This window comes from Amycolatopsis sp. NPDC089917, from assembly GCF_040684635.1.
In the GTDB taxonomy this organism is placed as follows: domain Bacteria; phylum Actinomycetota; class Actinomycetes; order Mycobacteriales; family Pseudonocardiaceae; genus Amycolatopsis.
This window is the reverse complement of sequence record NZ_JBFBGL010000037.1, coordinates 61,513-85,186: the sequence shown is the minus strand read 5'-3', so window position 1 is coordinate 85,186 and position 23,674 is coordinate 61,513. Positions and strand designations below refer to the sequence as shown.

Here is a 23,674-nt window from a genome sequence, read left to right as displayed (position 1 = left end):
ACACACACTCTTTTTTACTCGGCCCAAACACCCAGGCGGGGGCGGGGGGGGGGCTGGGGTGCCTTGCCGTCCACCACCCCCCCCCCCCACTCACGACCCGGACGCCGCGCGCGAGCACCAGGCGGAGGTTCCGGAGGGCGGAAAGATCGGCGAGAGGGTCGCCGTCGACCACGAGGACGTCGGCGCTCAGGCCGGGGGCGAGCCGCCCGGTGACGTCGCCGAGGCCGAGGCCCGCGGCGCTGTCCTCGGTCGCGATCTCGAGGATCCGCCGCCTGCCGAAACCGAGCCATTCGTAGAGTTCGAGTGCGCCGACGGGATCGTCGAAGACCGATCCGGGCAGTCCGGCGTCCGTGCCCGCCAGGAGCGGGACACCCAGCTCCTCCAGCCAGGAAAGCCTGCCGTAGACGGTTTTCGCGAGTTCCTCGCCCATGCGCTCGGCGAGCATCCGCCAGTTGCGGCTGCTGGTCGAACAGGCCGCGATGCCTTCGGCCGCCATCCGCTTGGCGACGCCTTCGCGCCTGTCCTGCTGCTGCGGTCCGGTCATCCAGGTGCAGTGCTCGATCGTGGCCACGCCCGCCGCGACCGACGCCTCGATCGCGTCGGCGCCGTGGGCGTGCGCCGCGACCGGAAGCCCGTGGGTCGCCGCGTGGTCGACGATCAGCCGCAGAACGCGGGCGTCGAACTGGGACTCCCACATGTCCGCGCCGCCCTCGGTGATCTGGCCGCCGCTGGCCATCACCTTGATCACGTCGGCGCCCGCGGCCGCGTTGGCGTCGATCATGGCTCGCACGGAGTCGTCGTCACCGACCTCGCCGCCGAAGAAATGGCAGTGTCCTTTGAGGACGGTCAAGGGCGCTCCCGCGGTCAGCAGGCGCGGGGCGGCGGTGCCTTCGGCTTCGAGTTCGGCCCGGACGCGTGCGCCCAGGGCGTCGCGGTCCCCGAGGTCCCGCACGGTCGTGACGCCGCTGCGCAGCAGTTGTCCCAAGCGGTCCTTGGCGCCCGCGCGGAGAGCGTCGTCCTCGCTCGCCAGGAAGTTCGGCAGCATCTCGCGGGTGGCGTCGAAAGCCAGGTGCACGTGGGCGTTGAACAGGCCGGGCAGCAGTGTCGCGCCGGGGAAGTCGAGCCTTTCGGCGTCCGGCGACGCCTGCGCGACGACCTCGGCACGAGGGCCCGCCGCGAGGATCCTGTCGCCCTCGACGAGAACGGCACCGTCTTCGAGGGGCGTGCCCGGACGCGGCAGGATCCGGTCCGCCGTCAGGAGAAGCTGCAAGGTCATGCCCCATTCCGGGATACGGCGGCCGAGAGCGCGAGCAACGGCCGCACGTCGGATTCGATGTCCGCGGCACCGCCCGGGAGCACGAGTTTCGCCCGTCCGTCGGTCTCTTCGCCCGCGGTCTGCCTGGCGATCGCCTCCTTCAGCGCCTCCGCCGCCGCGCGCGGATCGTCGGCGGCGAGGGCGGTGAGATCCGTTTCCAGATAAGGGCTCAGCTGCACGAGCCCGTCCCGGATCTCGATCACGCGGCGGTAGTAGCGGCGGTGGACCGTGCGCGGGCGCCATCGCTCCCACGCTCCCTGCGGCGTGGTCCGGAGCACGATGTTCGGGTAGATCCCGGCCAGCGCGGTCCACAGCGGCGTGAGCTGGTCGTGGTGCAGCCGGTGCTGGCGACGGCGGCGCAGCGCGGCGAACCGCGCGCGGGCGCCGGGGTAGGTGATGCCGGCGAGGAACAGCACGATCCCGAGGAGCACCAACGGGACGGCGATGGTGAGCAGGAGCGGGATCGACGGCCCGAACGCCCAGGCGATCACGATGTAGAGCGCGCGGAAGACACTGCCCACCGAAAGGCTGATCAGCCCGGCGGCGCTGAGTTTCAGCCCGGTCCGCAGATGGCGGTCCGCGGTGCGGATGTACCGGAAGATCCACCAGGCGCAGGCGGACAGCCCGTAGATCAGGTACAGCCCGGCGCCGAGGTAGAACAGCGCCACGCCGGGCTCGTGCACGAGTTTCGGGCTCAGCGCGAGTCCGCGGGCTTCCGGTGGGGTGACGGCCATCGCGACCAGCATCAGCGCGATCGCGCCGGACAGCGGGAGCAGTTCGAACAGGACCCGCCCCGGCCTGCGCGGGCCCAGCGCGGAGCCGAGGAAGACGATCAGCAGCGCGCAGACCCCGACGGCGAGCAGGACGTTGTTGACCAGGCGCCCGGTGCCTCGGCCGGTCAGTCCGTCGAGCCAGCCGGAGATGACTTTCTGCTGGGCGAGGAAGGAACCGGCGACGCAGACGATCGTGATGGTGATCGCCCAGTTCGGCAGGACCCGGGGAGCCCGGTACGTCTGGTAGATCCGCCAGGCGAGCGCGGTCGCGAACAGCGCCATCGCCACGACGTTGAGAGGGGAGAACAGCGAGTTCACAGCCACCCTTGATGGTCGCCCAGCGCGCCTTGGACGCGGCGGACGTCATCGTCGTCGGCGCGACGGGGAATCGTGTAGTTCAAGACCGACGCCCATTCGAGGATGATGGTCGCCACGGTCTCGGCTTCCCATTCGTGCGCCTCATCGTAGGAGGTGCGGCGCAGCGCGCGATGGACGGCGTCGCCGTCGAGGCCGGGGGCCGGACCGCGCAGGAAGTCGGCGGGTTCGGCGTCGCCGCCGGGATGGTGATCGGCGAGCATGTGCCCGAGTTCGTGCAGGATGATGTGGTCCTGATGGGACTTCGTGGTCTCCTGCTGGAAGAAGATGTAGTCCGCCGAACCGGTGGCGATCCAGCAGCCGAACGGACCCGGGACCTCCAGCGGATACGGCATCAGCCGGATCGGCCTGCCGCGCTGCTCGCCGAGCCGCTCGCAGAGCACGCCGACGTCGAGCGGCGGCTCGATGTCGAGCTTGTTCAGCATCTTGCGGCAGCGTTTGCGGAGTTCCCGTTCCTTCATCGGCTCTCGCCCGGCTGGTCGCGCTCGGCGCGTTCGTAGCGTTCGACGAGTTCCAGCAGGTCCATGACCTGGCGGCGGCCTTGCGGGGAGAGTTCCTGCGCGCGCATGGCCATGAGTTTCGCCTCTCCGACGGGTTGTGCTTCCTGGTCTTCGAAGAAGTAGGTGATCGGGACCCCGAAGAGTCTGGCGAGGGCCTCGACGTAGTGGATCTTCGGGTTGATCCGCTTGCCCGTGGCGAGTTGCTGGAGATACGCGGGCGACATCGCCGGCCCGCCGGCGCGATCGATCGCCGCGGACAGCTCGCGATAGCTGTGCGGCGCGCCTTCGTCCGCGCGCGCCGAGTCGATCAGCGCACTCAATTTCTGTGCGAAGGTCTGGTACGGCGACATGATCCCCCCATCGGTTCCACAGCCCCGTTCTGTAGTCGGAGTGTAACGCGATACTGCCTGTCCGCAGCTGTTGACAGCACATGTATGCAGTGGTTTACAGTTGTCAAGCGGTTTCGTATCGAGTTCCGGCCTCTCGCTCCGGATTCCGTGCCCTGGGGGTGCACGGACAACGGAGTGAGAGGCGTTTTTCCGGGCGGGTGCACAAGATCGTGCCGGATGTAGTACGCTTGGGCAGCCAAGGTTGATCGCCGTCACGGCGAACCCTTGGCCTAGGCCTGTTGCCGGAGGTCGACCCCCAGGGCTTCCGGTGACAGGCCCCTTACTTTTTCCGCGCTTGGTCCTCTGGATGCGGTCGTTCGTATAGCCGACGCGTGCGGCGGTCAGGGCATCAGGGTGGCGGCCAGGGTGCCGCCCAGTTCGAAACAGGCTTCCAAATCCGCTTTGCCCGGTTCGCCCGTCACGAGCACCGGAGAAGCCGCGCTTTCCCAGCCGAGGCCCGTGGTGATGCCCTCGATCCCGCGCACGGTGCCCGCGGTGTCGTTGTTGCCGTGCACGAAGAACCCGAACGGGCGGCCCCGCGTGGAATCCAGGCACGGGTAGTAGACGGTGTCGAAGAAATGCTTCAGCGCGCCGGACATGTAGCCGAGATTCGCCGGTGTGCCGAGCAGGTAGCCGTCCGCTTCGAGGACGTCGGGCACCGTCGCGCCCAAGGCCGCGCGGCGCACGACGTCGACGCCCTCGATGTCGGGATGGTTCGCGCCGGAGAGCACGGCTTCGAACATCGCCCGCGTCGAGGGCGACGGCGTGTGGTGGACGATCAGCAGCTTGGGCATCGTCAGGCCAGACGAGCCTCGATGTCGGACCGCAGCACGGCCAGCCGGGCGTCCGCGGCGGTGCGCGCCTCGGCGAGACCGCCGGAAACCGGCTGCTTCACCTGCAGGTACGCCTTCAGCTTCGGCTCGGTCCCGGAAGGTCTGATCACGACGCGCAGACCTTCGCCGGTCAGGCGCAGGACGTCGGCGTCGGGCATCAGGTCCTCCATGGCGACTTCGATGCCGCCCAGGGACGCCGGGGGCTCGGCGCGCAGACCGGCCATCAGCTTCTCCCGCACCGCAAGGTCGGTGACCCGCAGCGAGACTTGATCCGTCACGTGCACGCCGTGCTTCACGGCCAGCTCGTCGAGGACGTCCAGCGGGCTACGGCCCGCCGCGCGCAAGGAAGCGGCCAGTCCCGCGGCGAGCACGGCGGCGGAGATGCCGTCCTTGTCGCGCACGAAACCGGGATTCACGCAAAGGCCGAGCGCCTCTTCGTAAGCGAAGACGAGTCCCTCGCCCGCGCGGACCAGCCATTTGAACCCGGTCAACGTCTCCGCGTACCGCGCGCCGAACTCCTTCGCGACCTCGCCGAGCATCGACGACGACACGATCGTGGTGGCCACCAGCGGGTCGTTCGTGTCCACAGTGGACAGAACGTGCCAGCCGAGCAGGACACCGGTCTCGTCACCCCGCAGCATCCGCCACGAACCGTCCCGTTCGCGGACGCCCAGCGCGCACCGGTCGGCGTCGGGATCGAGCGCGATCGCCAGATCGGCGTCCACTGCGGACGCCAGGGCGAGCAAAAGGTCCGTCGCGCCCGGTTCCTCCGGGTTCGGGAAAGCGACCGTCGGGAAGTCGGGATCCGGCGTGGACTGCTCGGCGACCAGGCTCGGCTCGGTGAAACCGGCGCGGTCGAACGCGGCGCGCAGGGTTTCGGCGCCGACGCCGTGCAGCGCCGTCGCGGCGACCTTGACGCCGCGTTCCGGGCCGCGCGGCAGAAGCGCGACCTTCGCGAGATACGCGTCCCGGAGTTCTTCGCCCAGGACCTCGGCGCCCGGCGCGCGCGGCACGCTGATCGCCGGGGGAGCGGCTTCGATGGCCGCCTCGATCAGGCCGTCCGACGGCGGGACGATCTGGCCGCCTGTCGCGTCGTAAAGCTTGTAGCCGTTGTCGGCCGGGGGATTGTGCGACGCGGTGATCTGAATGCCCGCGACCGCGCCGAGTTCCAGCACGGCGAACGCGAGTACCGGCGTGGGCAGCGGCCCCGGCAGGACCTTGACCGCGAAGCCGGCGGCCGTCAGCACCTCGGCGGAGGCCTTGGCGAAGGCCTCCGAACCGTGCCGCGCGTCGCGGCCGACCACCACGACCCCGCCCGAATGTCCTTGTGCGGTCAGCCAGTCCGCGACCCCGGCCGTCGTGCGGGTGACGACCGCGACGTTCATCCCGTTGGGGCCCGCGCGCACCGGGCCGCGCAGCCCGGCGGTGCCGAATTCGAGCGGTCCCGCCATCCGGTCCGCGAGGTCGGCTGCCGCGCCGGCTTCGCCGCCCATCGCGCGGGCGAGGATGTTCTGCAGCTCGACGCGGGAATCGTCGTCCGGGTCGTCGGCGATCCAGCGGAACGTCCGGTCCCGCAGCTCCGGGGTCAAGGAAGTCGTCACCGAGTCAGCCTACGGGTACGTTGGAGAGGGTGCGATTGATCTTCACTTCTCTGGTGAGTCATGGTCATCTCTATCCCCTACTACCGCTCGCCGTCGCCGCTCGCGACGCCGGGCACGACGTCCTGTTCGCCACCGGTGACGACATGCGGCCGGTCGTCGAAAAGGCCGGTCTGGCCTCGGAAAGCGCCGGATTCGGGATGCACGAGGCGTTCGCCTCGTTCTTCGGGTCCGATGCCCGGCCCCGGGCCGCGGACGGTCCGCCCGAGGAGTTTTATCCCGTTATCGGGCAAGTGTTCGGAAATGTGCTGCCGCGGCGGTTCCTCGCCGATCTGACGCCGTTGCTCGAACGGCATCGGCCGGATCTCGTCGTGTACGAAAGCGGCAACGCCGGTGGCGCCGTCGCCGCGCGGCTCGCCGGCATCCCCGCTATCGGGCACGGTTTCGGCCGGTTCTCGCCGGGCGAGGTCGTCGACGTCATCCAGGGCCGCCTCGCGGAATTCGCCGCGGAGGTCGGTTTCGAAGGCGTGGACCTGCCTTCGTTCGGCGACCCGGTCGTCGACATCTGCCCGGAATCGGTGCAGGCGCCGGACTTCCTGGCCGGTGCGAACCGGATCCCGTTGCGCCCCGTCGGCTGGGCCGAGCCCGGGGATCTCCCGGCGGGCGTGGCAGGCCGGGACAAGAGCCGCCCGCTGATCTACCTGACCCTGGGCACCGCGTTCGGGGACGAAGGCGTGCTCAAGCGGGCCATCGGCGGTCTGTCCCGGATCGACGCGGACGTCGTCGTCGCGGCCGGTCCGACGGTGGACCCGGCGGTGCTGGGCGACGTCCCGGACACTGTCCGCGTCGAGGCGTGGGTGCCGCAGGCCGAACTCCTGCCGCACGTCGACCTCGTGGTCCACCACGGCGGCAGCGGGACGACGCTGGGCGCTTTCGGCGCCGGGCTGCCGCAGCTGGTGCTTCCGCAGGGGGCGGATCAGTTCACGAACGCCGAGGCCGTCGCCGCCGCCGGGGTGGGCGCGCAGCTGATCGGGTCCGGCGCCACCGAGGACGCCATTCACGAGCAGGCACGGAAACTGCTCGCCGACGACACGGTTCTCGGCGCGGCGCGGAAACTCGCCGAAGAGGTCGCCGCAATGCCGTCTCCGGCGGAGGTCGCTCAGCGGCTTCCCGAGTTCGCCGGCTGAGTCTCCCCGGATGTCAGGAAAGGGTCTTTCAGGACGTTTTTCGTCCTGAAAGACCCTTTCCTGACACTTCTCAGGCGCGGGTGACGAGTTCCTTCAGGAGAGTGCCCATGCGGGTGGCCGACTGGCGTCCCGCTTCCAGGACCTCTTCGTGGTTCAGCGGTTCCCCGGTCATCCCGGCCGCCAGGTTGGTCACCAGCGAGAGCCCGAAGACCTCGACCCCGGCGGCGCGGGCGGCGATGGCCTCCAGCACCGTCGACATGCCGACGAGGTCGGCGCCGAGCGTCCGCAGCATGTGGATCTCCGCCGGGGTCTCGAAATGCGGCCCGGTGAGTCCCGCGTAGACGCCCTCTTCCAGCGATGGGTCGATCTCGCGCGCGAGGTCGCGCAGCCGCTTCGAGTAGAGGTCGGTCAGGTCGACGAAGTTCGCGCCGACGATCGGCGAGCGCGCGGTCAGGTTCAGGTGGTCGGAGATCAGCACCGGCTGTCCGACGCGGAAGCCCTCGCGCAGCCCGCCGGCCGCGTTGGTCAGCAGCACCGTCTTGGCGCCCGCCGCCGCGGCCGTGCGCACGTTGTGCACGACCGGGTCGATGCCCTTGCCCTCGTAGAAATGCGTGCGGCCCAGCATGATCAGCGCGCGCTTCTCGCCGACGCGGACCGACCGGGCGGTTCCCCCGTGCCCGACCGCGCCCGGCGCGACGAATCCGGGCAGTTCGCCCAGCGGGATCTCCGCCTCGGGCTCCCCGATGACGTCCGCCGCCGGGCGCCAGCCCGAACCGAGCACGACGGCGATGTCGTGCTTCTCGACGCCGGTGCGTTCGGCGATGGCGGCGGCCGCCGCGACCTCGTTCTCACTCATGCGACGAGCGTATCCGGACAGTTCGCACGAGCAGGAACGCCACCAGCCCGAACGGGGACAGGAAGATCGTCAGCGCCAGGATCGGCCCCGTCACCAGCGGATGGATCCGGTGTTCGCGGGATTCGAGGTACATCCACCGGGCGATGAACAGATCGAAGGCGATCAGGTGCGCCCAGATCGTGGCCGCCCCGTACGGGCTTCCGGTGAAGGCGCTGAGGACGTCCAGGTCCGGCCTGCTGACCGCCGTCCAGAGTTCGCCGAGGTGCGCGATGGCGAGCACGAAGTACGGGATCAACGGCAATAGCGGCACCCACGGCGAGGACATGATCCGGCGGGTCCAGGACCAGCCCGGCAGGAAGATCATCAGCAGCCAGAACGGCGTCGCCAGCGGGAAGGTCCAGGTGAACAGGGTCTCGACGCTCATCGGACGGAGGCCTCCAGTTCGCGCTCCTTCGCCGGCCGCCGGATCGCGATTAGCCCGCTAAAGACGACGCCCGCGATCAGGAGGGCGAAGGCGGTCAGCGTCTGGGAGTCGGGGGCGACGATGGACTGGCCGCGCAGCGCCTGCCAGGTGAGCAGGGCGAGAAGGCCCGCGTACCCGGCGCCGGCGATCAGCACCAGCCGCAGCCGGACGACGTCGTCGCGCAGCCGCGGGTAGCGCGCGGCCAGGACGCCGAGGGCGAGCGCGAGCAGCGGAAGCGCCTGGAGTCCGTGCAGGCCGAGGAAATGCGGGATCCGCAGGTCGCCGCCGACCGTGCTCCAGCCGAGGATCGGCAGGCCGGGGCCGCCGTCGGGGAGGCCGACGGTGTGCGCGCCGATCATCGCGGACTGGCCGGTCGCGTCGAGCAGGGCCTGCTGGTCCGGGGTCGGGCTGCTCATCAGCGTCGCCAGCGAGATCCCGATCATGCCGAGGATCGCGCCGATCCGGGCCGCCCACGTCGTCGCGCGGTCGGGGAGCCGGGTGAACAGGACGGCGATCGTCAGGACGAGGTTGACCGTCCACAGCACGGCGATCATTCCACCCATGACCTGGAAGATCGTGTTGTCCAGCGGGGTCGCGTTGTTGAAGTGGCTCGCGCGGACGCGGGAGGCCTGGAACACCACCAGCGCGTACTCGGCCGTGAAGATCGCGACGAGCACGTTCGTCAGCGCGCCCGCCGTCCGCCGGAACTTCGGCAGCAGCGAGACGAGCCAGCTCCAGCTGAAGAAGTACAGCGTGGCGGAGACGGCGAATTTGAACGGTTTCGCCCAGAGCGGCGCGCCGCCCAGCGTCCGCTGGTCGATCAGCATGGCCAGGACGCACAGCACGGTGATCACGGCGAAGGCCTGGGCGCAGCGATACGAACCGCGGTGCCAGGTGCGGGTTCTCTCACGGAGATCGGTCAAGATGGTCATGGTCCCTCCCAGAATGGATAGGCAAGCTCTCCGTTATGGGAAGCTAAACTATCCATCCTGAGAAGTCTTCAGGGATGACCCTGGAACCGTCCCCGAGATCGGAGAGCTCACACGTGCGGATGGCGGAGCTGAGCGAGAAGGCCGGGGTCCCGGTCGCCACGATCAAGTACTACCTGCGGGAAGGGCTGCTCCCGCCCGGTGAGCGGACCAGCCCCAACCAGGCGAAGTACGACCACGGGCACGTCCAGCGGATCAAGCTGATCAGGGCGCTGATGGACGTCGGCGGCCTCTCGCTCGCCACCGTCGGCGAGGTGCTCGCCGCGGTCGACGCCGGGGAGGCCAGCCCCCACCGCATCCTCGGCATCGCGCAGGAAGGCATCACGAGCTCCCGGCAGACCGTCGACGAGGAAAGCCGGGACTGGGCGCTCGCCACCGCCCGGGACCTGGCCGAGCGCCGCGACTGGCCCTGCAAGGACGACGACGACCCGATCATCCGGGCCCTCGTCGGCGTCCTGTGCACGATCCGGGACGTCGGGCACGGCTGGTACCTCGACAAACTCGACGACTACGCCGAGATCGCCGACCGGACCGCCGATCTGGACCTCGAAGGCATCGCCGGGATCGACTCGCTGGAACGGATGATCGAGATCGCCGTCGTCGAGACCGTGCTCGGCGACAGACTGCTCTCGGTGCTGCGCAGGCTGGCGCAGCAGCGGGCGTCGAAGGCGTACTTCGCGCGGCTAGCCGTCGACGAGGACTGAAGGCGCGATGCGGCGCGGTGGGTCGTGAGTGTTTTGGGTCGTTCTAACGACACTTTTCACTCACGACACCCGCACCGGCGCAGGCTGGGCTATCGACGAGAAGGTCGAAGGTGTCGTGTTCGGGTGAGTTGGGCGATCACGCGTGATCAGGCGGCGATCTCGCGTGATCAGAGACGGATCACGCGAGTCACGCCTTCGCGCACCTTAGGCTCAGACACGAGACCGCCTTGCCCTACCTCTCAAGAGAGCCGGCTCAGCCGTCGATGATCAGTGACAGCGCGACGGGCTCGAAGACCGCGGTCTTCGCCGAAGTCTCCTGCTCGATCGGCGAGGTCACCGAGAAGATCCACAGATCCGTGCCCCCGCTGAACAGATCCATGAACGTCGTGCGCCGCACGGTGTCGTTCGTGGTCTCCCTGGTCGCGGCGCCGCGCTCGGTCGTCCGGTACGCGTAGCGCATGCTGTTGTCGCCCCGGCCGGGCACGGGGGACGGGTCGCCGATCGGGTCGATGTCCGGATGCTGCGTCTTCAGCCAGCTGAAGTAGGCGGGCGGCGGGCTGTCGGCCAGGAAACCGCTCAGCCGCTCGATCCGGATGACCTGACGGCCATCGGGCGAGACGTACTGGACCACGGTGCTCGGCACGCCCTTGGTGATGTGCGGCGCGACGAACTTCTGCCAGCCTTCCGGGACACCGATGGTGAACCGGCCGCCCTTGATGCCGTTCACCGTGCTGGCGTCACCCTGTTGCGTGATCAGCTTCGGTGGCGGCTGCGTGACGATGGTGTCGCCCTGCCGGATCTCTTCTGGCGGCCGCAGATCCTGTCCACCGACCGTCCTGGCCAGCACGAACCCGCCGCCCGCCGCCAGCAGGAAGACGATCACCGACGCGAGCGCCAGCAGGACGATCGCCGCCGCGGACCGGCCCTGCGGGCGGGGCGGCACCGGGACGACGGTCGGCATCGGCGGGAGTTCGGCCGGCGGTGCGGCCGGTGGCGCGGGCGCCGCGGCGGACTGGTTCAGGAACGGCAGCGGACCGGGGTCGGCGGCGAGTTCGGAGCTCGTGCCCTCGCCCGGCTTCTCCGGCGCGACCGGCTTGATCACCTGGGTGTCGGTCGCGTCCAGGTGCGCGGTGGTCTTCTTGCCGTCGGGGGTGTGGAACAGCTCGGCGGGGAAGAGGTCGATCAGCGTCTTGGCCTGCAACGGGTACAGGCGGCGCCGCACCTCGCGCAGGGTGATCCGCTTCGACGGCTCCTTCTTCATGAGCGCGCCGATGACGTCGGCCAGCGGACCGGGGCCGGGCTTCGGCACCTTCCCGTTGACGACCTTGCCGACGGTTTCGAGCGGGTCGCCGTCGGCGTCGTAGGGCGGCGAGCCCTCGATGGCGGCGAACAGCGTCGCGCCGAGCCCCCACAGGTCGGCGGCGGGCACGACCGCGCCGCCCGAGGCGACTTCGGGCGCGATGTAGGCGGGGGAGCCGAGCATCATCCCGGTGCGGGTCATGGTGGCTTCGGAGACGTTGCGCGCGATGCCGAAGTCGGTGAGCTTGATCCGGCCGTCCCCGGCGACCAGGACGTTCCCCGGTTTGACGTCACGGTGGGTGATCCCGGCGGCGTGCGCGGCTTCGAGCGCGGAAGCCACCGCGATGCCGACGGCCGCCGCCTGCTCGACCGTCAGCGGCCCGTGGTCGCGCAGGATGTGCGCGAGGCTGCGCGACGGCAGCAGCTCCATGACGACGAAAGGCTCGTCGTTCTCGCGCGCGACGTCGTGCAGGATGATCACGTTCGGGTGACTCAGAACGGCGATCGCGCGGGCTTCGCGCAGGGTCCGTTCGCGCAGTTCGTCGGCCTGCGAGGTCGGGACGCCCGGCGGCATCCGCACCTCTTTGACCGCGACCGGGCGGTGCAGGAACTCGTCGTAGGCCGACCAGACGGTACCCATCGATCCCGAGCCGATCACCGAGCGCAACCGATATCGCCCGGCGACGACACGCTTCTCTTCGCCGGGGCTCTCGGGGGACTCGGTGGTGTCGGACGGCACGGCCCAATTGTGTCGTATGGCCGCGTGACGGCCCTATGCGCCGTCACCCTTCAGGCGCGACTAGCGTCACAGGTGGGTCCTCTTGAGGGCCGTTAGCATCGTTGGTTATGACGGAAGTGGCCGAGACGGAGTCAGTGCCGACCCCCGGTGGACACGCTGCGCCTGACGAGCTGAAGCTCGCGGCCGAGTTCCCGGAAGCGAGCCGGGAGCAGTGGCGGGAGCTCGTCGCCGGAGTGCTGCGCAAGAGCGGCGCCATCGACGAAGACTTCGACGGCCTGCCCGAAAGCAAGCTGGTCACCCGGACTTACGACGGCCTGGAGATCCAGCCGCTCTACACCGCCGACGACACGGTCGAGGGAACCGGCTTCCCCGGTCTTCCGCCGTTCGTGCGCGGCGCCCGGCCCGAAGGCCTGGTGACGACCGGCTGGGACATCCGCGCCCGGTACGCGCGCCGCGACGCCAAGGTCACCAACACCGCGATCCTCGCCGACCTCGAAGGCGGCGTCAGCTCGATCTGGCTGCGCGCCGGCGCGACCGGGGTTCCCGTCGCCGAGCTGGGCGACGCGCTGAACGAGGTCTACGTCGACCTGGCACCCGTCACCCTCGACGCGGGTGACGAGTACGAAGCCGCCGCGAACGAGCTGCTCACGCTCTTCGCCGAGCGCGAGATCCCGGCGAGCGCGGCCACCGCGACCCTCGGCGCCGACCCGATCGGACTGACCGCGCGCACCGGCACGGCGCATCCGCTCGCGCCCGCCGCGCATCTGGCGGCGCGGGTCGCGAAGAGTCACCCGAAGGTGCGGACGATCGTCGCGGACGGCTTGCCGTTCCACGAGGCGGGCGGCTCGGACGCGCAGGAGCTCGGCGCGACCATCGCGGCGGGCGTCGCGTACCTGCGGGCGCTCACCGAAGCGGGGCTGGACGTCGACACCGCGACCGGGCAGATCGAGTTCCGGCTCGCCGCCACGGCCGACCAGTTCCTCACGATCGCCAAGTTCCGCGCGGCGCGGCGCCTGTGGGCCCGGGTCACCGAGGTCTCCGGCGGGAAGGGGACCGGCATGCGGCAGCACGCGGTCACCTCGCCCGCGATGCTGACCCAGCGTGACCCGTGGGTGAACATGCTGCGGACCACGCTCGCCTGCTTCGGCGCCGGGGTCGGCGGCGCGGACGCGATCACCGTGCTCCCGTTCGACGCCGCGATCGGCCAGCCGGACGCGTTCTCCGCGCGGATCGCGCGCAACACGCACGCCGTCCTGCTGGAGGAGTCCAAACTGGCCGGGGTCATCGACCCGGCGGGCGGCTCCTGGTACGTCGAGAACCTCACCGACGAGCTGGCCAAGGCCGCGTGGAGCGAGTTCACCGCGATCGAGGCGGCGGGCGGGATCGAGGCCGAACTGGCCTCCGGCGCGCTCGCCGGACGCCTCGCCGAGACCTGGGAAAAGCGGTCGAAGCGGATCGGGACGCGTCGCGATCCGATCACCGGCGTCAGCGAATTCCCGAACCTGACCGAAAAGACCGTCGTGCGGGACGCCGTCGAAGACCAGCCGGGCGGCGGGCTGCCGCGGTACCGCTACGCCGGGGCCTTCGAGGCTCTGCGGGACCGGGCGGACGCGCATCCCGGCCGTCCCCGCGTCTTCCTCGCCACGCTCGGCCCGGTCGCGGCGCACACCGGGCGGGCGAGTTTCGCGGCGAACCTGTTCCAGGCGGGCGGGATCGAGGCCGTGAACCCCGGCGCCCCCGAAGACATCGTGGCGGAATTCCGCGCGAGCGGGACGACGATCGCCTGTCTCTGCGGGAGCAACACCTCCTACGCGGAGGAAGCCGACAGCGTCACGAAGGCGTTGAAGGAAGCCGGTGCCACGTCGGTGCTTCTCGCCGGGAAGCCCGGCGACCATCCGGACGTCACGGGCTACCTCTTCACCGGCTGCGACGCCCTCGAAGTCCTGACCGGCACGTTGAACGAGCTCGGAGTGCAGTGATGACCATCCCGAACTTCGCCGGAATCGAGCTGGGACAACCGGACCCGGCCGACCGTCCTCAATGGACCGAAGCGCTGCACGCCGCCACCGGCAAGGGCCCCGACGCGCTCGCGTGGGAGACACCGGAGGGCATCGGCGTCAAGCCGGTCTACACCGCCGACGATCTGTCCGGAGTGGACTTCCTCGGCACGTATCCCGGCGTCGCGCCGTACCTGCGCGGCCCGTACCCGACGATGTACGTCAACCAGCCGTGGACCATCCGCCAGTACGCGGGGTTCTCCACCGCCGAGGAGTCGAACGCCTTCTACCGCCGCAATCTCGCCGCCGGGCAGAAGGGCCTTTCGGTCGCCTTCGACCTCGCGACGCACCGCGGCTACGACTCCGACCACCCGCGCGTCGCCGGCGACGTCGGCATGGCGGGCGTCGCGATCGACTCGATCTACGACATGCGCCAGCTCTTCGACGGCATCCCGCTCGACAAGATGAGCGTTTCGATGACGATGAACGGCGCCGTCCTGCCGGTGCTCGCGCTCTACGTCGTCGCGGCCGAGGAACAAGGGGTGTCGCCGGACAAGCTGGCCGGGACCATCCAGAACGACATCCTCAAGGAGTTCATGGTCCGCAACACCTACATCTACCCGCCGCAGCCCTCGATGCGGATCATCTCGGACATCTTCTCGTTCACCTCGCGGAACATGCCGAAGTACAACTCGATCTCCATCTCCGGCTATCACATGCAGGAAGCCGGGGCGACCGCCGATCTGGAGCTGGCGTACACGCTCGCGGACGGCGTCGAGTACATCCGCGCCGGGGTCGAGGCCGGGCTCGACGTCGACAAGTTCGCGCCGCGCCTGTCCTTCTTCTGGGCGATCGGGATGAACTTCTTCATGGAGGTCGCGAAGCTCCGCGCGGCGCGCCTCCTCTGGGCGAAGCTGGTGAAGGGCTTCGAGCCCAAGTCGTCGAAGTCCCTGTCACTGCGCACGCATTCGCAGACCTCCGGCTGGTCGCTGACCGCGCAGGACGTCTACAACAACGTCGTCCGCACCTGCGTCGAGGCGATGGCCGCGACCCAGGGGCACACGCAGTCCCTGCACACCAACGCCCTCGACGAGGCGCTCGCGCTGCCGACGGACTTCTCCGCCCGCATCGCGCGGAACACGCAGTTGTTGCTGCAGCAGGAATCCGGCACCACGCGCGTCATCGACCCGTGGGGCGGCAGCGCGTTCGTCGAGAAGCTGACCTACGACCTCGCGCGCAAGGCGTGGGGCCACATCCGCGAGGTCGAGCAGGCGGGCGGGATGGCGAAGGCGATCGACGCCGGCATCCCGAAGCTGCGCATCGAGGAGGCCGCGGCGCGGACCCAGGCGCGGATCGACTCCGGCCGTCAGCCGGTGATCGGCGTGAACAAATACCAGGTCACGGACGACGAGCAGATCGACGTGCTCAAAGTCGACAACGCGGGCGTGCGCGCGCAGCAGCTGGAGAAGCTGCGGCGGCTGCGCGAAGAGCGCGACGAGGACGCGACGCAGGACGCGCTGCGGCGGCTCACCGCGGGTGCCGAGGCCGACGGCAACCTGCTCGCGCTGGCCATCGACGCCGCCAGGGCCAAGGCCACGGTCGGCGAGATCTCCGACTCGCTGGAGCGGATCTGGGGGCGCCACTCCGGCCAGATTCGTACGATCTCGGGTGTGTACCGCGAGGAGGTCGGCAAGGCCGAGAACGTCGAGCAGGCGCGCGAGCTGGTCGAGAAGTTCGCCGAGGAGGAAGGCCGCCGTCCCCGGATCCTGGTCGCGAAGATGGGCCAGGACGGCCACGACCGCGGCCAGAAGGTGATCGCGACCGGCTTCGCCGACATCGGGTTCGACGTCGACGTCGGCCCGCTGTTCTCCACGCCCGGCGAGGTCGCGCGGCAGGCGATCGAGGCGGACGTGCACGTGATCGGCGTTTCGTCGCTGGCCGCCGGGCACCTCTCGCTGGTCCCCGCGCTGCGCTCCGAGCTGGCCGAGCAGGGCCGCGAGGACATCATCGTCGTGGTCGGCGGCGTCATCCCGCCGCAGGACTACGAGGAACTGCGCGCGGCGGGCGCGGCCGCGATCTTCGGCCCCGGCACGGTCATCGCCGACGCGGCGATCGACCTGATCGGGCAGCTGACCGCACAGGAGTCCTGAGCGTTGCCGCGCAAGATCGACGTCGGGGCGCTGGCCAAGGGCGTCCTCGCGGGTGACCGCGGCCTGCTGTCGCGGGCGATCACGCTGGTCGAGTCCCACCGTGAGGACCACCGCGCGCAGGCGCAGGAGCTGCTGGTCGAGCTGCTCCCGCACGCGGGCGGCGCGCGGCGGGTCGGCATCACCGGCGTCCCCGGGGTCGGCAAGTCGACCTTCATCGACCAGCTCGGCACGGACCTGACCGAAGCCGGGCACAAGGTCGCCGTGCTCGCCGTCGACCCGTCGTCGACGCGGACCGGCGGCTCGATCCTGGGCGACAAGACCCGGATGGCGCGGCTCGCGGTGGACCCGAAGGCGTTCATCCGCCCTTCGCCGACTTCGGGCACGCTCGGCGGCGTCGCGCGGGCGACCCGCGAGACGATCGTGCTGATGGAAGCGGCCGGGTACGACATCGTGCTGGTCGAGACCGTCGGGGTCGGGCAGTCCGAGGTGACCGTGGCGAACATGGTCGACTGCTTCCTGTTCCTGACCCTGGCCCGCACCGGCGACCAGCTGCAGGGCATCAAGAAGGGTGTCCTCGAACTCGCCGACGTCATCGCGGTCAACAAGGCCGACGGCGACCACGAACGGGACGCGAAGCGCGCGGCCCGCGAACTGTCCGGCGCGCTGCGGATGATCTACGGCCGCGACGCCGAATGGACCCCGCCGGTGCTGACCTGCAGCGCGCTCACCGACGTGGGGCTCGACGAGGTGTGGGCCGAAATCGGCCGTCACCGCGACGTGCTGACCGCGTCCGGCGAACTCGACGGGCGGCGACGGCGGCAGCAGGTCGAGTGGACCTGGTCGATGGTCCGCGAACAGCTGCTCGGCCGCCTCGCGGCGCATCCGGACGTGCGAGCGGTCGTTCCGGACGTCGAACGGGCGGTCCGGGACGGTGAACTGACTCCCACGCTGGCCGCGCAACGGATTCTGGAGGCGTTCTCCGGTCCTCCGCGTGGCGGCTGACGCGGGAACGCGGCAGAGTGCAGAATCTAAGGTGCGCTCTGCCGACGAAAGGGAGTCATGCCTACAAGGTCTCGTCTCGGGCGGCTGGCCGGACTGGTCGCCGCCGGGCTGATCGTCTGCGCGCCCGCCGCGCAGGCCGGTGAGATCCAGGCGCCCGCGCCGGTGATCATGCAGGCGGGGGCGGTGCACGACGCGCTGCGGCAGCCCCCGCCGGGGCCGGTGCTCGACCCCGCCGAGACCGACAAGGCCAACAGCCAGGAGACCAAGAACAAGGTCATCGCGGGGATCGCCGCGGCGATCCTGCTCGGCCTGGTGATCCTCGGCCGTCGCTCGCGCTCCAAGAAAAAGAAGTCCTGAACCGCTACCCGTAAGTAGAAGGACTCTCCGCTTAGCCCGGGCCGAACTCCTCGCAGCCGTTCATCGCAGATCCACTACCGGCCATCTCCGGCTCGATCACTCGACGAGCGGCTTGTCATCTGCATGGTGCACGATCTATCGCAAATGCGTATCACAGATCGAACGGCACCCAGCGTGCCTTCAGCGACCACTCGTACGGTGGTAGACGAAGGTGACTGTGTCGCGGGAGGAGGTGCGGCGTGACTGTGCTCGATTCACGTCCGGACATTCCAGGCGACCCCGAGGGTCGCGTCGTTGCCCCTATAGAGGCGTCCACCGCGCTGATCTCCGAAGCTGGCGTCAGCATGGCACCTGTGCATGATCTGGGCGCCGGGCGCGGCCCTTTCTGGCTCGACGACTGGCTCCGCGCGAACGCCACCGACGTCCTCGCGTGGCGCCGGCACATCCACGCGCACCCGGAGCTCTCCCGCCACGAGTTCGCCACGACCGAGATGGTCATGTCCCTGCTCCGCTCGGTGGGGCTCAAGCCATGGGTGCTCCCTTCGGGCACCGGCGTGGTCTGCGACATCGGCAGCGGTGACCGCTGCGTCGCGCTCCGCGCCGACATGGACGCCCTGCCCCTGACCGAGGCCACCGGACTCCCGTACGCCTCCAAGACCGACGGCGCCGCGCACATGTGCGGGCACGACGCGCACACCGCGATCCTGCTGGGCGCGGCGCGGGCACTGGCCGGCGCGCCGGAACTGCCCGGCCGCGTGCGGCTGATCTTCCAGCCCGCCGAGGAGGTCATGCCCGGCGGCGCGCTGGACATGATCGCCGCCGGCGCGATGGAAGGCGTCGAGCGGATCTACGGGCTGCACTGCGACCCGCGGCTCGAGGTCGGCAAGGTCGGTCTGCGCCAAGGCGCGCTGACCTCCGCCGCCGACCTCATCGAACTGCGGCTCACCTCGCCGGGCGGGCACACCTCGCGGCCGCATCTGACCGCGGACCTGGTGCACGCGCTCGGCACGGTGATCACGTCGCTGCCCGCGGTGCTTTCGCGGCGCGTCGACCCCCGGTCCGGGACCGTCCTGGTCTGGGGCGCGGTGCACGCCGGGCAGGCCGCGAACGCCGTCCCGCAGGACGGCGTGCTGCGCGGCACGCTCCGGACCGCCGACCACGAGGTCTGGACGATGCTGGAGCCGCTCGTCGCGTCTTCGGTGGAGTCGCTGCTCGCGCCGACCGGCGTCGGGTTCTCCCTCGACTACCGCCGCGGTGTGCCGCCGGTCGTCTCCGACCCGGAGTCGCACGCGTTGATGCGGGCCGGCGTCGAAGCCGCGCTGGGCGAGGACGCCGTGGCCGGGACCGAGCAGTCGTCCGGTGGCGAGGACTTCGGGTGGTACCTGGAGCACGTCCAAGGCGCCTTCGCGCGTCTCGGTGTGTGGCCCGGTGAAGGCCCGATGGCCGACATCCACCGCCCGACCTTCACCCTCGACGAGCGTTCGCTCCTGTGCGGGGTCCGCACCCTGGTCCACACCGCCCTGGCCACCCTGGCCTGAGTTCCGCCCTCAAACACGCGAGTTCCGGCTTCAATCACGCCAGTCTCGTCTCTGTGCACGGATGTTCGCCCTATCGGGTCCGAACATCCGTGCACAGAGTTATCCACAGCTTGACCAAGTTATCCACAGCCGGCGAATGAGGCTCTTCCCAAGGTCGATTCGATCTTCGATTCTCGAAGGCGTGATCAACTGGGGAGGACGTCATGGGGCCGTCTCGCGTGGCGAGGCGGACAAGATCTTGGGGCGGCGAGCCGTCGTCGAAGGGCTGGCGCGTGGTGTGCTGGCACAGCCTTGGCGAGGTGTGGTCGTCCACGCGGCAGACCTGCTCAAGTTGCCGACACTGGCACAGGCGGCGCTGCTCGCGGTCGGACGGCCCGCAGTGCTTTCCGGCGCTACATCTCTTGCCCTGCATGGGATTTCGGTTGCCGATGGCACGACGGTTCACCTGACCGTCCCCTACTCGAGACGGGTCGAATCGAGGCCGGGACTCGTGGTGCACAGGGCGGAATTTCACCCGTCCGATGTACTCGAACTGGACGAGCTCCCTGTGTTCTCGTTGGATCGCGCGCTGGCCGACCACCTCTGCGACGGTGACGAGCGAACGGCGTTCGCCGCGCTCGAAGAGGCACTGCACAACCTCGCGCCGGACCACCGGGGAGTCCTGCGCGCCAATGTCCGGGATCGCCTCGTCGACCGTCGCGACCGGCGAGGTATCCACAGGGCGCAGATGCTGCTCGCGCTCGCTACCGGAGAGGCGGATTCGCCGTCGGAGAGCATCCTCCGCTTGATCGTCGTGGAGGCCGGGCTGCCGATACCGGTCGCCCAGTACGAGATCCACACCGTCGACGGGCGGAGGCTGTACGTACTCGACCTCGCGTGGCCCGAGCTGCGCATCGCCCTGGAGTACGACGGCTACGCCGCTCATGAGGGCAGGCAGGGCTACGACGCCGAGCGGGATGCCCGGATGGCGGCTCGCGGGTGGATCACGATCCGCGCGACGGCGGCGGATCTGCGGGATCCACGACGATTGATGGCGGAGTTGCGGGACGCGTTCGAGTGTCGCAAAGCGCGATTCGCGTGATTGAGGCCGGGATTCGCGTGATTGGAGGCGGAACTCGCGTGATCAGCCGGAGATGCCCTGGCAGGGGCGGGTGCGGAGCGCGTCGACGTAATCCGCGGGGGCTCCGGCCGTCTCGGCCGCGTCGGCCAGAACGCCCAGGTAGCGCGCAGACGGGAGACCGCCCTCGTAGGCGTCCAGGACGTACAGCCACGCCAGGACGGAACCGTCCATGGTCTGCACGCGGAGCCGGATCTTGGAGTGGATGCCCATCTCGCCGCCTTCCCAGCGGTCGAGGTTGGGTTCGTCCAGCGAGGTGACGTCGTACAGCACGACGAAGACCCGGGAGCCCGGGTCTTCGACGATGGTCGCCAGCGCGCCTTCCCAGCCGAGGTCTTCGCCGCCGAAGGTCAGCCTCCAGCCCTCCAGCCAGCCGGTGCCGGCCATGGGCGAGTGCGGAGCGCGCTCCAGCATCTGGGCGGGCTCCATATTGGATCCGTAAGCGGCATACAACGGCACGGTGACAGCGTAGCGACCCGCCGGTCACCCGGCTGGACGCACATGCCGTGTCCGGCCACTCAATCCGCCCAGCGGTCGCCCGCGTACGGTAAACGCAGTCACAGACACCGGTGCGAGGAGGAGACCAGTGACCAAGATCGTGATCATGGGCGGAGGCCCCGCCGGTTACGAAGCGGCACTGGTCGCGGCCCAGCACGGAGCCGACGTCACCATCGTCGAACGCGACGGCCTCGGCGGGGCTTGCGTGCTCTACGACTGCGTCCCCTCGAAGACGTTCATCGCCTCCTCCGGCGCGCTTGCGAACATGCACGACCTGCGCGAACTCGGCATCAACACCGACATGGCCGACACCAGCGTCGACCTGCCGACCGTCCACGGCCGGGTCAAGGGCCTCGCGCTCGCGCAGTCCGCCGACATCCGCGCCCGCGTCCAGCGCGAGGGCGTCCGCGTCGTCATCGGGCAGGCCCGGTTCGACGACGACGAGGCCGGTCTCGCCACGCACAAGGTCGCCGTCACCGCGATCGACGGGTCGACCGAGGTGCTCGACGCCGACGTCGTCCTCATCTCCACCGGCGCCACCCCGCGCGTGCTGCCCGGCGCGGTGCCGGACGGCGAGCGCATCCTCGACTGGCGTCAGCTCTACGACCTGCGCGAGCTGCCCGAGCACCTGGCCGTCATCGGTTCGGGTGTCACCGGCGCCGAATTCGCCTCCGCCTACACCGAGATGGGCGTCAAGGTCACCGTCGTCTCCAGCCGCGACCGCGTGCTCCCGCACGAGGACGCCGACGCCGCCGCGGTGCTCGAAGAGGTCTTCTCGCAGCGCGGCACCACGGTCGCCAAGCAGGCGCGCGCAGACAAGGTCGTGCGCACCGACAAGGGCGTCGAGATCCACCTCGCCGACGGCCGCGTGATCGAGGCCAGCCACGCGCTGATGACCGTCGGTTCGGTGCCCAACACCTCCGACATCGGCCTGGAGAAGGTCGGCATCGAGCCCGGCCCCGGCGGCTTCATCGGCGTCGACCGCGTTTCCCGCACCAGCGCGCCCGGCATCTACGCCGCAGGCGACTGCACCGGCGTGCTCATGCTCGCCTCCGTGGCCAGCATGCAGGGCCGCATCGCGATGTGGCACGCGCTCGGCGAGGGTGTCGCGCCGATCAAGCTCAAGACCGTCGCCGCCAACGTGTTCACCCACCCCGAGATCGCGACCGTCGGCATCAGCCAGCAGGCGATCGACTCGGGTGAGGTGCCCGCCCGCACCATCATGCTCCCGCTCGCGACGAACGCCCGCGCGAAGATGGAAGGTCTGCGACGCGGTTTCGTGAAGCTGTTCTGCCGCCCCGCCACCGGCGTGGTCGTCGGTGGGGTGGTCGTGGCGCCGACGGCGAGCGAACTCATCCTTCCCATCGCGCTCGCCGTCCAGAACCAGCTCACAGTGGAACACCTGGCACTGACATTTTCGGTGTACCCGTCGCTGTCGGGCTCGATCACCGAGGCGGGACGTCAGCTGATGCGTCACGACGACTTGGACTGATCTCCGCAAGGGAAGCAACCCTCGCGGGGGTGCCCGCGTCTAGCGCGTGTCGGTGTTTCGGTGACAGCTAGGGGTTTTTCGTGGTTCGCAGGGTTCGCAGGGGTGTCGTCGGAGTGCTGGCGATCGGCGCGGCGTTGCTGGCGGGTCCGTCGACCGGTCTCGCGCAGCAAACTCCGCGGCCCGACCCCGGCGGTGTCACGGTCCAGCTCAACGACAACACGGCCTACGATCTCGGTCTCGTCAACAAGTACGTGCACGGCGACTCCAACGTGGCACTGGCGCAGTGCCCCGGCGGCGAGGCCCTGAAGGCGCCGACGTCGACGACGTTCTCTTCGCCGGTGCTGACCATCGGGAAATACGACTACGGCCCGCTCATCGGCGTCCCGGCGAACGTCAGCGCCGAGGTCGAGCTCAAGGCGGGCACCGCGCCGGGCACCTACCCGCTGACCGTCGACTGCAACGGAAAGTCTTATACGGCAACGTTTTCCGTGCCCGCCCGGCAGGTGAGCGCGGTGCCGTCCGGGTCCGCGCACGCGGGTGACGGCAGTATGGCCTCCTGAATTCCCGTTCTTTCGAACCGCCCTCGGACCTGGTCCGGGGGCGGTTTTTTTCGTCCGGTTCCCGCTGCTCGATATCGCGACCTTTTCGTGATGAAACCAGGCAACCCGGCCACCGGTCGAGGCGTCATGAAGGTGTCGGAAAGAGAGAGAACCGCCACTGGGGGAACAGGGGTGCGGGCTGCTTCCTTTTCGATTCCCATCCACATTTCTTTTTCAGGGGTAATCCAATGAAGCGCACCATCATGCTCACCGCCGGGACCGTCGCCGGATTCCTTCTTCTCGCGCCGGGCGCCGCTTTGGCGACTTCTCCGACGGGCGTTCCGTCGCCTTCTTCTTCGTCGGCTTCGCCTTCTCCGTCCCCCTCGCCGTCGGCGTCCCCGACCGAGGACCCGGACGGCCCCGGCCCGCACGCGTCGCCGGTCGGGATCCTCAAGGCCCTGACCGTTTCGCCCGCCAAAGGCAAGCCCGGGGACAAGGTGAAGCTGGACTTCCAGTGCGCCACCCGCAACAACGAGTTCGGCCCGAAGGTCACTTCGGCGGCACTCACCGTCGACTCCGCCAACTCCATCGACTCCGCGAAGTGGTCGGCCACGGTCAAGGACGTCAAGCCGGGCAAATACCCGGTGACGCTGACCTGCTGGGGTCAGAAGTCGACGGTCACCTTCGAGGTGCTCGGCAAGAAGAACCAGGTCGCGAAGGTGCCGTCCGGTGCTCCGCAGACCGGCGGTGCCGACGGGCCCGCCGACTACTCCGGCGTGCTCGCGGCCGTCGGGGGCGGTCTCGCGCTGGTCGCGGGCGGTGCCGGGTTCGCGGCGTACCGTCGTCGTGCGGTGCGGGCGTAGGGATCGCGATCATTTCGTGACCCGAGTGGGCAACCGGCGGGTCGCGTGTGGCGTAAGGCAGGCGTGGGGTTAGACGACGAGCCGGTCCCGGTCTGGGGGCC

Annotated in this window: 22 protein-coding genes; 11 read left to right on the top strand and 11 right to left on the bottom strand. The window is 69.7% G+C overall.

The window, feature by feature from the left end; translation table 11 throughout:
- The 6 genes from AB0N89_RS25865 to AB0N89_RS25840 form a co-directional block, all read right to left on the bottom strand.
- Positions 1-1,276: amidohydrolase family protein (locus AB0N89_RS25865; protein ID WP_364208873.1), on the bottom strand; the 1,276-nt coding region annotated here is incomplete at its 3' end.
- Positions 1,273-2,406, bottom strand: a complete 1,134-nt coding sequence (locus tag AB0N89_RS25860; protein ID WP_364208903.1) for an MAB_1171c family putative transporter — start codon at positions 2,404-2,406, stop codon at positions 1,273-1,275. The genes AB0N89_RS25860 and AB0N89_RS25865, both read right to left, overlap by 4 nt.
- Entirely contained in the window at positions 2,403-2,924 is a 522-nt protein-coding gene (locus AB0N89_RS25855; RefSeq protein ID WP_016331300.1) for a hypothetical protein, read from the bottom strand. Before AB0N89_RS25855 ends, AB0N89_RS25860 begins: the two co-directional genes overlap by 4 nt.
- On the bottom strand, positions 2,921-3,313 hold the full coding sequence (locus AB0N89_RS25850; RefSeq protein ID WP_364208871.1) for a helix-turn-helix transcriptional regulator: 393 nt from the start codon (positions 3,311-3,313) through the stop codon (positions 2,921-2,923). Before AB0N89_RS25850 ends, AB0N89_RS25855 begins: the two co-directional genes overlap by 4 nt.
- Before the next feature lie 380 nt (positions 3,314-3,693).
- On the bottom strand, positions 3,694-4,146 hold the full coding sequence (locus AB0N89_RS25845; RefSeq protein WP_364208869.1) for a flavodoxin family protein: 453 nt from the start codon (positions 4,144-4,146) through the stop codon (positions 3,694-3,696).
- A 2-nt stretch (positions 4,147-4,148) separates the two neighbouring features.
- Positions 4,149-5,786, bottom strand: a complete 1,638-nt coding sequence (locus AB0N89_RS25840; RefSeq protein WP_364208867.1) for a phospho-sugar mutase — start codon at positions 5,784-5,786, stop codon at positions 4,149-4,151.
- 29 nt (positions 5,787-5,815) lie between these two features.
- Here AB0N89_RS25840 and AB0N89_RS25835 point away from each other — a divergent pair, with 29 nt between their 5' ends.
- Complete coding sequence (locus AB0N89_RS25835; protein WP_364208865.1) at positions 5,816-6,970, top strand: glycosyltransferase; 1,155 nt, start codon at positions 5,816-5,818, stop codon at positions 6,968-6,970.
- 70 nt (positions 6,971-7,040) lie between these two features.
- Here AB0N89_RS25835 and AB0N89_RS25830 read toward each other — a convergent pair whose 3' ends face one another.
- The 3 genes from AB0N89_RS25830 to AB0N89_RS25820 are packed head-to-tail and all read right to left on the bottom strand — an operon-like array spanning position 7,041 to position 9,221.
- A complete protein-coding gene (locus tag AB0N89_RS25830; protein ID WP_093934932.1) occupies positions 7,041-7,826 on the bottom strand; it encodes a purine-nucleoside phosphorylase in 786 nt (261 codons plus the stop codon).
- Positions 7,819-8,250 (bottom strand): ABA4-like family protein, encoded by a 432-nt coding sequence (locus tag AB0N89_RS25825; protein WP_364208863.1) that lies wholly within the window; start codon positions 8,248-8,250, stop codon positions 7,819-7,821. Before AB0N89_RS25825 ends, AB0N89_RS25830 begins: the two co-directional genes overlap by 8 nt.
- Positions 8,247-9,221 carry a hypothetical protein gene (locus tag AB0N89_RS25820; RefSeq protein WP_364208861.1) on the bottom strand — a complete coding sequence of 325 codons (975 nt, stop codon included), beginning with the start codon at positions 9,219-9,221 and terminating at the stop codon, positions 8,247-8,249. The genes AB0N89_RS25825 and AB0N89_RS25820 overlap by 4 nt, the downstream gene beginning before the upstream one ends.
- A gap of 74 nt (positions 9,222-9,295) precedes the next feature.
- Between AB0N89_RS25820 and AB0N89_RS25815 the strand changes: the two genes are divergently transcribed.
- A complete protein-coding gene (locus tag AB0N89_RS25815) occupies positions 9,296-9,982 on the top strand; it encodes a MerR family transcriptional regulator (RefSeq protein WP_364208858.1) in 687 nt (228 codons plus the stop codon).
- A gap of 253 nt (positions 9,983-10,235) precedes the next feature.
- Here AB0N89_RS25815 and AB0N89_RS25810 read toward each other — a convergent pair whose 3' ends face one another.
- Positions 10,236-12,020: a serine/threonine-protein kinase gene (locus AB0N89_RS25810; RefSeq protein ID WP_364208856.1), complete on the bottom strand. Its 1,785-nt coding sequence runs from the start codon at positions 12,018-12,020 to the stop codon at positions 10,236-10,238.
- 107 nt (positions 12,021-12,127) lie between these two features.
- Between AB0N89_RS25810 and AB0N89_RS25805 the strand changes: the two genes are divergently transcribed.
- The 6 genes from AB0N89_RS25805 to AB0N89_RS25780 all read left to right on the top strand — a co-directional run bounded on the left by AB0N89_RS25805 (position 12,128) and on the right by AB0N89_RS25780 (position 20,145).
- Positions 12,128-13,999, top strand: coding sequence for a methylmalonyl-CoA mutase family protein (locus AB0N89_RS25805; RefSeq protein ID WP_364208853.1), 1,872 nt, complete (start codon positions 12,128-12,130; stop codon positions 13,997-13,999).
- Positions 13,999-16,167 carry a methylmalonyl-CoA mutase gene (gene scpA, locus AB0N89_RS25800; protein ID WP_364208850.1) on the top strand — a complete coding sequence of 723 codons (2,169 nt, stop codon included), beginning with the start codon at positions 13,999-14,001 and terminating at the stop codon, positions 16,165-16,167. Before AB0N89_RS25805 ends, scpA begins: the two co-directional genes overlap by 1 nt.
- A gap of 3 nt (positions 16,168-16,170) precedes the next feature.
- Positions 16,171-17,169, top strand: a complete 999-nt coding sequence (gene meaB, locus AB0N89_RS25795) for a methylmalonyl Co-A mutase-associated GTPase MeaB (RefSeq protein WP_364208848.1) — start codon at positions 16,171-16,173, stop codon at positions 17,167-17,169.
- A gap of 57 nt (positions 17,170-17,226) precedes the next feature.
- On the top strand, positions 17,227-17,526 hold the full coding sequence (locus AB0N89_RS25790) for a hypothetical protein (protein WP_364208845.1): 300 nt from the start codon (positions 17,227-17,229) through the stop codon (positions 17,524-17,526).
- Positions 17,527-17,765: 239 nt separating this feature from the next.
- Entirely contained in the window at positions 17,766-19,064 is a 1,299-nt protein-coding gene (locus tag AB0N89_RS25785) for an amidohydrolase (protein ID WP_364208843.1), read from the top strand.
- Between the two features lie 238 nt (positions 19,065-19,302).
- Positions 19,303-20,145, top strand: coding sequence for a DUF559 domain-containing protein (locus tag AB0N89_RS25780; protein ID WP_364208900.1), 843 nt, complete (start codon positions 19,303-19,305; stop codon positions 20,143-20,145).
- Positions 20,146-20,187: 42 nt separating this feature from the next.
- On the opposite strand, the gene AB0N89_RS25775 is transcribed toward AB0N89_RS25780, so the two are convergent.
- Positions 20,188-20,640, bottom strand: coding sequence for a gamma-glutamylcyclotransferase (locus AB0N89_RS25775; protein ID WP_209437347.1), 453 nt, complete (start codon positions 20,638-20,640; stop codon positions 20,188-20,190).
- Positions 20,641-20,767: 127 nt separating this feature from the next.
- On the opposite strand from AB0N89_RS25775, the gene AB0N89_RS25770 reads away from it, so the two are divergent.
- The 3 genes from AB0N89_RS25770 to AB0N89_RS25760 all read left to right on the top strand — a co-directional run bounded on the left by AB0N89_RS25770 (position 20,768) and on the right by AB0N89_RS25760 (position 23,573).
- Positions 20,768-22,171 (top strand): NAD(P)H-quinone dehydrogenase, encoded by a 1,404-nt coding sequence (locus tag AB0N89_RS25770; RefSeq protein ID WP_364208839.1) that lies wholly within the window; start codon positions 20,768-20,770, stop codon positions 22,169-22,171.
- A 113-nt stretch (positions 22,172-22,284) separates the two neighbouring features.
- Complete coding sequence (locus AB0N89_RS25765; RefSeq protein WP_364208897.1) at positions 22,285-22,731, top strand: hypothetical protein; 447 nt, start codon at positions 22,285-22,287, stop codon at positions 22,729-22,731.
- Positions 22,732-22,958: 227 nt separating this feature from the next.
- Positions 22,959-23,573: a hypothetical protein gene (locus AB0N89_RS25760; protein ID WP_364208836.1), complete on the top strand. Its 615-nt coding sequence runs from the start codon at positions 22,959-22,961 to the stop codon at positions 23,571-23,573.
- Positions 23,574-23,674 lie beyond the last annotated feature (101 nt).